7 protein-coding genes are annotated in these 10375 nt (G+C 41.1%); 2 read left to right on the forward strand and 5 right to left on the reverse strand.

The features are described from left to right. Window positions 1-2 precede the first annotated feature (2 nt). On the forward strand, window positions 3-3083 hold the full coding sequence (locus PSH48_RS05945) for an efflux RND transporter permease subunit (RefSeq protein ID WP_273611111.1): 3081 nt from the start codon (window positions 3-5) through the stop codon (window positions 3081-3083). A gap of 333 nt (window positions 3084-3416) precedes the next feature. After that, on the forward strand, window positions 3417-4001 hold the full coding sequence (locus PSH48_RS05950) for a hypothetical protein (RefSeq protein WP_273611112.1): 585 nt from the start codon (window positions 3417-3419) through the stop codon (window positions 3999-4001). Window positions 4002-4010: 9 nt separating this feature from the next. Here PSH48_RS05950 and rluF read toward each other — a convergent pair whose 3' ends face one another. The 5 genes from rluF to glgC all read right to left on the reverse strand — a co-directional run bounded on the left by rluF (window position 4011) and on the right by glgC (window position 10372). Next, window positions 4011-4997, reverse strand: a complete 987-nt coding sequence (gene rluF, locus PSH48_RS05955; RefSeq protein WP_273611113.1) for a 23S rRNA pseudouridine(2604) synthase RluF — start codon at window positions 4995-4997, stop codon at window positions 4011-4013. 76 nt (window positions 4998-5073) lie between these two features. Further along, window positions 5074-6153: a DUF418 domain-containing protein gene (locus tag PSH48_RS05960; RefSeq protein WP_273611192.1), complete on the reverse strand. Its 1080-nt coding sequence runs from the start codon at window positions 6151-6153 to the stop codon at window positions 5074-5076. A 34-nt stretch (window positions 6154-6187) separates the two neighbouring features. Then, window positions 6188-7402 (reverse strand): EAL and HDOD domain-containing protein, encoded by a 1215-nt coding sequence (locus PSH48_RS05965; RefSeq protein ID WP_273611114.1) that lies wholly within the window; start codon window positions 7400-7402, stop codon window positions 6188-6190. A gap of 91 nt (window positions 7403-7493) precedes the next feature. Continuing rightward, the gene (locus tag PSH48_RS05970) at window positions 7494-9029 is read right to left on the reverse strand and encodes a glycogen synthase (protein WP_273611115.1); all 1536 of its coding nucleotides are present in this window, start codon (window positions 9027-9029) and stop codon (window positions 7494-7496) included. Between the two features lie 41 nt (window positions 9030-9070). Beyond that, window positions 9071-10372 (reverse strand): glucose-1-phosphate adenylyltransferase, encoded by a 1302-nt coding sequence (glgC, locus tag PSH48_RS05975; RefSeq protein ID WP_004586432.1) that lies wholly within the window; start codon window positions 10370-10372, stop codon window positions 9071-9073. Between the last annotated feature and the right edge of the window lie 3 nt (window positions 10373-10375).

Here is a 10375-nt window from a genome sequence, read left to right on the forward strand (position 1 = left end):
TTATGAGCTTTGCGCAACTCTCCATAGAGAAAAAAGTAATTAGCTGGATGTTTGCACTACTGCTGTTAATTGGCGGGAGTGTGTCGTACTTTGATTTAGGCCAACTAGAAGACCCAGAGTTTACGCTTAAAACCGCCATGGTTATTACTATGTATCCGGGTGCATCGCCACAACAAGTAGAGGAAGAAGTCACCTTTCCTATCGAAAATGCAATTCAGCAACTCCCCTACGTAGATTATGTGACCTCTATTTCCTCAAATGGTAAGTCGCAAATATCGGTAGAAATGAAAAGCACCTACCGAAAAGAGCAGCTGCGCCAAATTTGGGATGAAATGCGCCGCAAAATTAACGACTTAGCGCCTTCACTCCCAAGTGGCGTTTACCCAAGCACCATTTTAGATGACTTTGGTGATGTATACGGCGTTATGTATGCGGTTACCGGCGATGGCTACTCTTATGATGAACTTAAAGATTACACCGATTACTTAAAGCGTGAACTCGTACTGGTTAAAGGTGTGAGTAAAGTGACCATTGCTGGTGAGCAACAGCCTCAAGTAATGGTTGAAGTGTCTACCCGTAAATTAGCGCAGCTCGGTATTGCCCCAAGCCATATTTTTGGTTTACTGCAATCGCAAAATACAGTCTCTAACGCAGGTAAAATTAGAGTGGGCGATGAGTCTATACGCTTTCACCCAACCGGCGAATTTAAAGATGTTAAAGAGCTCGAAACCCTACTTATATCAAAACCCGGTGCTAGCGAGCTTATTTACTTAGGTGATGTAGCCAAAGTATTTAGAGAATACGCAGAAGTACCCAGCAATGTTATTCGCTACAACTCAGAACAAGCGCTTTTAATTGGTGTCTCGTTTATGAATAGCGTGAATGTAGTAGATGTAGGTAAACGTATTGACGAGCACTTAGCAGAGCTTGAATACCAGCGCCCACATGGCATACATGTAGAATCGGTGTATAACCAACCTAAAGAAGTAGAAAAATCGGTAGATGGCTTTATTGTCAGCCTAGTAGAGGCGATTGCCATTGTAATCGTGGTACTGCTTATATTTATGGGGTTAAAAAGTGGTATTTTAATTGGCGGTATTTTATTACTCACCGTTTTAGGCACCTTTATATTTATGAAGTTGTTCGCCATAGACCTGCAACGTATTTCTCTGGGTGCGCTTATTATTGCACTTGGTATGCTGGTAGATAACGCCATAGTAGTAACCGAAGGCATATTAATAAATTTAAAGCGTGGCCAAACTAAGTTAAAAGCTGCGGTTAATATTGTAGAACAAACTAAATGGCCGCTACTAGGCGCTACAGTTATTGGTATTACTGCGTTTGCCCCTATTGGCTTAAGCTCTGATGCGACCGGTGAATTTGCGGGTAGCTTATTTTGGGTATTGTTTATATCGCTTTTACTAAGCTGGATCACCGCCATTACGCTTACGCCATTTTTTGCAAATTTAATGTTTAAACAAGATGAATTTAAAAAAGCTAAAAATGCTGAGGGCGAAGAGGAAAATGACGACCCATACCAAGGCTTTATTTTTACCGGCTATAAAGCACTTTTAGATGTGTCTATGCATTATCGTAAAACCACGCTTGTGCTTATGGTCGTGCTCCTTTGCTCGGCTGTGGTTGGTTTTGGTGCGGTTAAACAATCGTTTTTCCCAGCCTCTAACACGCCTATGTTTTATGTAGATTACTGGCAGCAACAAGGCTCCGACATAAGAGCAACGCTAGAGGGAATTAAAAAGCTTGAAAACTACCTTCAAAAAGAAGAGCTAGTTGAAGAAATAACCAGTACTACAGGCCAAGGTGCTCCACGCTTTATGCTTACTTATGCACCGCAAAAGTCGTACTCGTCATACGGGCAGCTCATTATTAGAGTAAAAAACCGCGAGGCGGTGGCTGTAGTAATGAAAAAAGTGCGTGAATACTCGCAAAATACACCGCTTTCAGCTGAGCTTAAAATTAAGCCTATGGAAATTGGCCCCTCAACCGATGCTAAAATTGAAGCACGCTTTACAGGCCCCGATCCGGTAATATTGAGACGATTAGCCGCCCAGGCTGAAGAAGTGATCGCACAGGACGACGGCGCTTATAATATTCGTGATGATTGGCGCGCACGCACTAAAATGATTCGCCCTCAATTTAACGAACAAAAAGCGCGCCGTTTAGGTATTAGTAAGTCAGACCTTGATGATGTACTGCTTACTAGCCTTTCTGGCAAGCAAGTGGGTGTATATCGTGATGGTACGCAACTACTGCCAATTATTGCTCGCTCACCGGCAAATGAGCGCCTAAATGTAGAAAGCGTCCACGATTTACAAATATACAGCCCTGTATTGGGTGTATTTGTGCCAGTAACGCAAGTGGTTGACGAATTTGTAGTTGAATGGGAAGACAGCCTAATTATGCGCCGCGACCGAAAGCGCACAATAACGGTAATGGCCGATCACAACGTATTAGGCGATGAAACTGCCGCTAAGTTATTTGCACGCGTGCGCGGGCCCGTAGAGGCAATAGAGCTACCGCGTGGCTACAAATTAGAATGGGGCGGCGAGTATGAGTCGTCATCGGATGCGCAAGCCGCTATATTTGGTTCATTACCGCTGGGTTATTTAGCGATGTTTGCGGTAACCGTACTGCTGTTCAATTCACTTAAACAACCTTTAGTTATTTGGGCTACAGTGCCACTTGCCATTATTGGTGTGAGTGCGGGCATGTTAATAATGAATGCGCCATTTAGCTTTATGGCACTACTTGGATTACTAAGTTTAAGCGGGATGCTGATTAAAAACGGCATAGTGTTGGTCGATCAAATAAATCTTGAGCTTCGCGATGGTAAATCGCCTTATCAAGCTGTGTTTGAATCTGGCGTTAGCCGTGTACGCCCTGTAGCCATGGCGGCTATTACCACCATTTTAGGTATGATCCCGCTGTTGTTTGACGTGTTCTTCCAGTCAATGGCGGTAACTATTATGTTTGGTTTAGGTTTTGCAACCATACTTACGCTTATCGTAGTACCTGTGCTTTATACTGTTGTATTTAGAATAGACTACGAGCCTAGAAAGTAATTTAAAAGCCTTACAGCACGTTTAAAACGCAGCTTACCTCACAGTAGCTGCGTTTTTTATTATTTAAACCGAGGTTAAAGATGGACATAATAAACTAGGTTGTATTTGTATTCTCTTTGGCTATTTTAGCTTTATTACCGACGAAAATGGCAATGTAGATTTAAACAACTACCGTTTCACGGGCGGTATTGCACTGGTAATAACAGGCATGTTTGACGGTACTTACGATTTAATTAAACGACTGCGCTCTAAAAACAGCGTATCTACATTAGCCGTTTATTTAGAGCTTTTTTTACTTTATATTGGCGTTGTGTTTTATAAATAACCCCTCAAATGACAGCAAAACAACTTTTTAGAATAATAATTACCGCTAGTTTACTATTCCCACCCCTATTTTTTATTGCTTGGGATGAAAATCTCGATCCCCCCTTTATTGCCAATACCGCTTATGATTTTTTAACACATAAGCTGCTTCCTGTTTTGTCAGTAATAATTAGTATTGCAGGGGGGATGTACGGATACAAAAAGTACAACGCATGCATAACATTTAAATCAAATTTTAAAGACTACTTAGAGGATGATGGGAAGCTTAGGGGCTGGCTGGGTATTTTGTTTATACCGGTTTTAGTTTATTTATGGCTGTGGGCTAGTTTTTGTATTTCAGTAAAGTTATGGACGTATTATTATAGCGACAATAGCTGGCAGCAAGAGTACCAGCTACTGGCTGTAGAGGCGTGCCCGACTGATTACGAATACAGCTGCGCTAAGCTGGTTGTGTTAGATTTAAATACTTACAGAAAGCGCTCTTTTAGATGGTATTTAGATAAACCAGCATTAAAGCGGCTAAAAAATGAAAAAATAAACATCGTGGGCGTTAAAAGCCCACTTGGTTACGTTGTGCATCAAATACAATGGTAAGTGCGCACGCTATTTTTTTAAACTTAATGTGCCAGATGAACGCGCTTTACCGTTTGCTGGCTTTTTGTTGTTTGCGCTTTTGCTATCGCCTTGCGTATTTTTGCTAGCGCCCCCTTTACCTACATAGGTGGTTGAGCGCTTTTGAAAAGGGGTATTACTTCTTTGAGTGCGAGTGCCTCGCTCATTATTAAAGGCGCGTGGGTTTTCACCCTGAAAATCACGCTTTTTAGGCTCGCCTTTGTTATTGGCATTTTGCTTATTGGTATCAACCGAATGCTCTTGCGTTTTACCCGAATCGGCAATGGAGTCATTAATTTGCGCCATTTCTACGTCGGTTAAATGTCGCCACTGACCTACTTTTAAGCCCTTTAACGTTACATTCATAATGCGGGTACGTTTAAGGGTCACAACTTCATAACCTAGGTATTCACACATACGACGAATTTGGCGGTTTAAACCCTGCGTAAGCACAATTTTGAATTCTTGCGGAGCTGTTTGTGTCACTTTACATTTTTTTGTAACGGTATCTAAAATAGGAATACCGTTGGCCATTTTGTTCACAAATTGGCGATTGAGTGGTTTATCAACTGTCACCACGTATTCTTTTTCGTGGTTATTACCCGCTCGCAAAATTTTATTAACGATATCGCCTTCGTTAGTTAAAAAAATCAATCCTTCTGAAGGTCTATCTAAACGGCCGATAGGAAATATACGGGTGGGATAATTAACGGCTTTGACAATATTACTTTGAATTTTACTCTCGGTGGTACAGGTGATACCCACTGGCTTATTATACGCAATGTACACGCGTTTTGGTTTTTCGCGCAGCGGTTTTCCATCTACTAAAACAGTATCGGTATCAGCCACTTTTACGCCCATTTCAGGCGTATTACCATTAACCGTTACACGACCTTGCTCAATATATTTATCGGCTTCACGGCGTGAACAAAAACCTGTTTCACTAATAAATTTATTTAAACGTTTTAATTCGGTCATGGTACTTAATGGTCCTAATTTTAAAGGCGACTAGTGTAAACCACACGCCATTATTTTTCGCCCCTAATTTAAACCTTTACGCATTAATTTTTGCAATTTTTGCTTGAGTTAGCCTGCGCCAAACATATTCCAGCGGCCCTTGCTCATAATAGCGACAATATAAAGCTGTAAACAATAGCTGCACGCTAACCAGGCCAGTCGCGACTATCCAATAGTCTATTCGGTTAAAACTTAATACCCACTGCGGATACAACACTTTATAAAGCAACAGCTGCATCAGTGTTTGGCATATATATAAGGTAAAAGCTAAGCGCCCAGCTTGCTGAATAAGCTGGCCCACATGAGCACGGTTATTACAAAATTTAACGATGAGATGAATATAAAATACAGCCATGAACAATGCGGCAAAGGTATTTATAAACTCTTGTATAGCGAACCCCGCTCCCCCTGTGAACTTTGACGCATAAAGCCTCATGCCTGAAAAAATAAAGGCACCAGCTATACAAACAATAAGGTGCGGCTTAGTTAAACCTTTACTAAAGACCTCATTTTTATATAAATATATGCCAATCAGCATTAGCCCTACGCACAGCCACATGATCATGATAGGAACAGCTACCAGCATTAATACATTCATACCTAGATTACTCAAAAAGTAATCGCTGTAATACGGGCTATATAAATCGATATACTGCGCTGAGTCACGATAAACGACCTCATCTGGTGCACTAAAGAGCACCAACCCCGTGGCTACACAACCAATTAAAAGAAACTCCCCTGCCCTTTTTACAAGCAGTTGGTTATTACTTTGCAAATATTTTAGAACAAACCAGCCAGATACACCGTATAAAAATAAAATGTCGCCAGCCCAAAGTAAAAAACCATGTACCAAACCAAAAATGATAAGCCAATGCAATCGCGCTTTTAAAGGTGCTGTTGATTTAACTTTTTGCCACTGAATATAAAGCCCTGCCCCAAACAGTAAGCTAAACAGCGTTCTAAATCGGCCATCAACAAAAAAAATACTCACAGCATGGATAAGGGTGTCGCTAAAAGGCGGGGTAGATAAAGGAATATAGCTATAATCTATTAAGCCAAACGCATAGCCATTCATATACACTAAGCAAAGCACGGCAATGCCGCGAATAAAGTCCATATTATAATTTCGCATAATGAGCGGTTACTGTCCTTTAACTATTATTTTTATAATTATCTGCCCAATCTACGGCTTGATTATATAACCCTGGCAGCACATCACTTTTAACATTAAGTAATATAACGGCTTTTTCTAATGTCCACCAGCTACCTGTTTCGTACGCTTGTACTACATTTAAAATATAATATAGGGTGTTTTTTTCGTTTAATAATGCCGCTTTAATATCATCAGGAAAAGGTAATTTTTCGACTAATAAACTCATAGGTTGATCGAGTATGGCATCTAGTAACGAAAACAAGCCGGTTAAAAACGCCTCACCCGCCAACGATTTAGACACTTGCTTTGCTATTAGCTCACAAAAGCGTGCTCTAACTACACACACTTGCATTAGCTCTGCTGGCTTTTTACCCGCGGTGTGCGCGGTAACAATTAAACTAACAAACTTTTTTAAACGCTCATGCCCTAAATACACTAACGCCTGTTTAATAGATGATATTTTATTCTGAATAGGAAAAACACCGCTGTTAATTAGCCGCATAAGCTTATAAGCCAAGGCCGCATCGGCTTCAAATAACGCACTAATTTGCTTTATATCTGGGCTTGGCTTCATTACTTGCGCGTAAATAGCCACAACTAACGCATAATTATAATCAATGTCTTGCTGTTCGTGCATTGTGGGCTTGGCAAAAAAATAGCCTTGAAAGTAATCAAACCCCATTTTATGTGCTTGGTGATAATCGGCTTGGGTTTCAATTTTTTCTGCTAGTATTTTTATTTTTTTATGCTGTTTCAGTTTTTCTACAATCTCGGCAATATCTGATAAAGGCGTTTGCGCAATATCAAACTTTACTAGCTTGATAAACTTTAAAAATCGCTCCCATTGCTCGTTATAAACAAAGTCATCTAATGCGAGTTTATAGTTTTTATGAAAAAGCTCTCTGCAAAGCTGATAGTTATCGTCGGTGGGTTCAATGGTTTCTAATAGCTCAATGACCACATCTTTACAGGGTAAAAAGTCACATAAATTGTGCTTTAAAGAGTCAGGGCCTATATTTATCAGTGCCGTTTTACCGGAGGTGATGTGGCGTGTGCCTAAATTAAGCTGGTTTTCCATTATTAGGCGAGCAGTTGCTTGACCTTCTTCTATATCGGGAAAAAAGTTTTCAGCACTATTACGAAATAAAAGCTCGTAAGCAACTACATTTTGCTTACGATTGAATATTGCTTGCCTTGCAACAAATACAGACACATTACCTACTTCTTATTTTTATACTCAAACTAAGTAATTAATAGCGTAAATAGGTATAAATGTCACTTCTGCTGCGTTTAATTTTAATGATTTAGCAATACATGCTTGAAATATAATCAGCAGCGACCGTTTCCCACGAAAAACGTGCTCCTTTAGCATTAGCTGTAATGTCACTCCATTGCTTAGGATTTTGCTGTTTTAGCGTAAGGGTTTCAGTTAAGCATGTCATTAACCCATCAACTTGTTCATTCAACGAGCCGCCAGAAAATGCAAAGCCATTGTTGTTGTGGCTTACGGTGTCTTTTAAACCGCCAACACTGTGTACTAAACAAGGTTGCCCTGCGCGCATAGCAAGCATTTGACTAATTCCGCAAGGTTCAAAGGAGCTTGGCATTAAAAATAAATCCCCAAGCTCATATAGGCTATCGCCAATACCTTGCCCATAACCTTTTAAAAACAATAAGTTTGCATTGCGTGCCATGGCCTTGGTGAAAATGCTTTCAAGGGCTTTGTCACCAGAGCCTAAAATAATAAGACGACCATTAAAACGGTTAATTATTTCACACACTTTATCAAGCGCTAATGCATTACCGTATTGTTGGCAAAGTAATAACACCTTTTGCTCGGTCAGCCTGCCAACACTTGTCACAAGGGGCCCATCTATTGGCGTGTTTTTAAACTGCAGCATGCGCTGATGCGCCACATAGTAGCTCGTTTCAAGCTGCTCATGTTTTGCCATCCAATTAAATAAAGTATGTTCAATACGCTCATACAAGAGCGATAAAGTAACTTGCTTAGGGTGTTGCTCAGGGTATTCACAGCCATTTAATATTCCCACCACCTTGCCTTGAGCCGATTGATTTTGTAAATCAAGCTCTAAGCCTTCTCCACCAAAAAAACCTTGCTGATAATTACTCGGCTTTAGTACCTCGGTACTGTAAGTAGGTGAGACTAAATGAACTTTATCTGCCAAATTTATAGCACTGCGCATAGGGTTAAAACAGTGTGGGTAACGAGGGTCGCACAAATGTTGCCCGTTATAACCTAACGACGGAAACCAAGCCTCTAAACTCGAGTCGTCGTGTTTAAAAGGCCTGATCCCTTGCAGTGCTAAATTATGAACTGTATAGGCAATATGTAAATTAGCGAGGGTATCGTAGCGTTTATCAAATTTTAATAATACGGCGACACACGCGCTATGCCAATCGTGTAAATGCAGTGCTTGAGGGCGTGTTATTAAACCCTGTAGCAGCGCTTCACATAGAGCGGCACTAAATAATGCATATTTTGTTGCATCAGTAGCAAAAGGTCGCCCGGGTTCGTCATTGCAATACACCGAACCCGATTGGCTAAACAGTGGGTGCGAAATAACAAATTGATTAATGTGTGTGTTGTCATCACTTATTTTAAATAAAGATAATACCTGTGGCTGCGCTCTAAATATAACAGTGACATCACCTATATATTCACGTTGCAGTTGCTCAAACCCATAATCAGGAATAACAACATCTACGCTCACGCCTTGTGCTGCTAGTGCTTTTGGGGCATCTCTGACTACATCTGCTACCCCGCCCACTTTAGCGTTTGGTAAAGCATCGTTTTCTGCGGCAACCATTAATACATGCATTTATTTACTACTTCCTTAACCTTTGTTATTCGCACCCGATTTTAAGCGAACTTTTTATTTTCGTGTGCTTGACGTTCAAGCTTTTTAGCAAGTTCCGTGAGCATATCACGGGTGACTAATACGATGCCTTTTTTAGACACCCTAAAGCCATTTTCTTCATCGGCTTTTCTATCGTAGCCAATTTCAAGCCCTGCGGGTATTTCACAGCTTCGATCAATTATGGCTCGCTTAATTTTACAATGACGATTAATGAGAGCCCCGGGTAAAATAACCGATTGCTCTATTTCGCAAAATGAACGCACGTGCACGTTTGAAAACAGCAGTGATTTTCTAACCACTGAGCCCGATACAATACACCCTCCTGATACCGTTGAGTCTACCGCCATACCTCGTCTATCTTCATCATCAAAAATAAACTTAGCCGGTGGCAACTGCTCTTGATAGGTCCAAATAGGCCAGGTTGGATCGTATAAATCTAGCTGTGGCTCGGGCATTACCAATTCCATATTGGCTTCCCAAAACGAGTCTAACGTTCCTACATCGCGCCAATAAGGTTGCCCTTCTTGCATGGGATCTCTAAACGGAAACGCATACACACTGTGCTCTTCTATAATTGCCGGAATAATATCGTGCCCAAAGTCGCGGCCAGAACCTTCATTTTCAGCATCTTTTTTTAGCTGCTCAAATAAAAACTCAGTATTAAACACATAGTTGCCCATAGAGGCTAAGCAGGTACCTGGCTTACCAGGGACAGAGCTGGGGATCGAAGGCTTTTCATCAAAGCGACATACCCGATTTTTTTCATCAACAGTCATTACCCCAAAGGTATCTGCAGCCTCTTCAACAGGTACTTCAAGGCAACATACAGTCATGTCGGCGCCTTTTTGCACATGCTCGGCTAATAGAGCGCCGTAATCCATTCGATAAACGTGATCGCCTGACAAAATCATCACATATTTTGGCAGTTCGTGGCGAATAATATCCATGTTTTGAAAAACCGCATCGGCAGTCCCACAATACCACTCATCACCATTACGCTGAGATGCGGGTAAAATTTCAACCGACTCCCCCAGCTCTTTTTTAAAATGGCCCCAGGCGCGATTAACATGGCGAATCAAAGAGTGCGATTTATACTGTGTGGCTATGCCTACACGCCTCACACCCGAATTGATACAATTTGATAATGGAAAATCGATAATACGGTGCTTACCGCCAAAATAAACAGCGGGCTTTGCGCGCCAATCTGTCAATTCGTGTAAGCGTGAGCCGCGTCCACCAGCCAGTATTAACGCGTACGTATCTCGGGTTAAGCTACTTATGTAACGATTTGCATAACTAGGCATAAT

This window comes from Pseudoalteromonas sp. Angola-4 (genome assembly GCF_028599265.1).
Classification (GTDB): Bacteria; Pseudomonadota; Gammaproteobacteria; order Enterobacterales; family Alteromonadaceae; genus Pseudoalteromonas; species Pseudoalteromonas atlantica.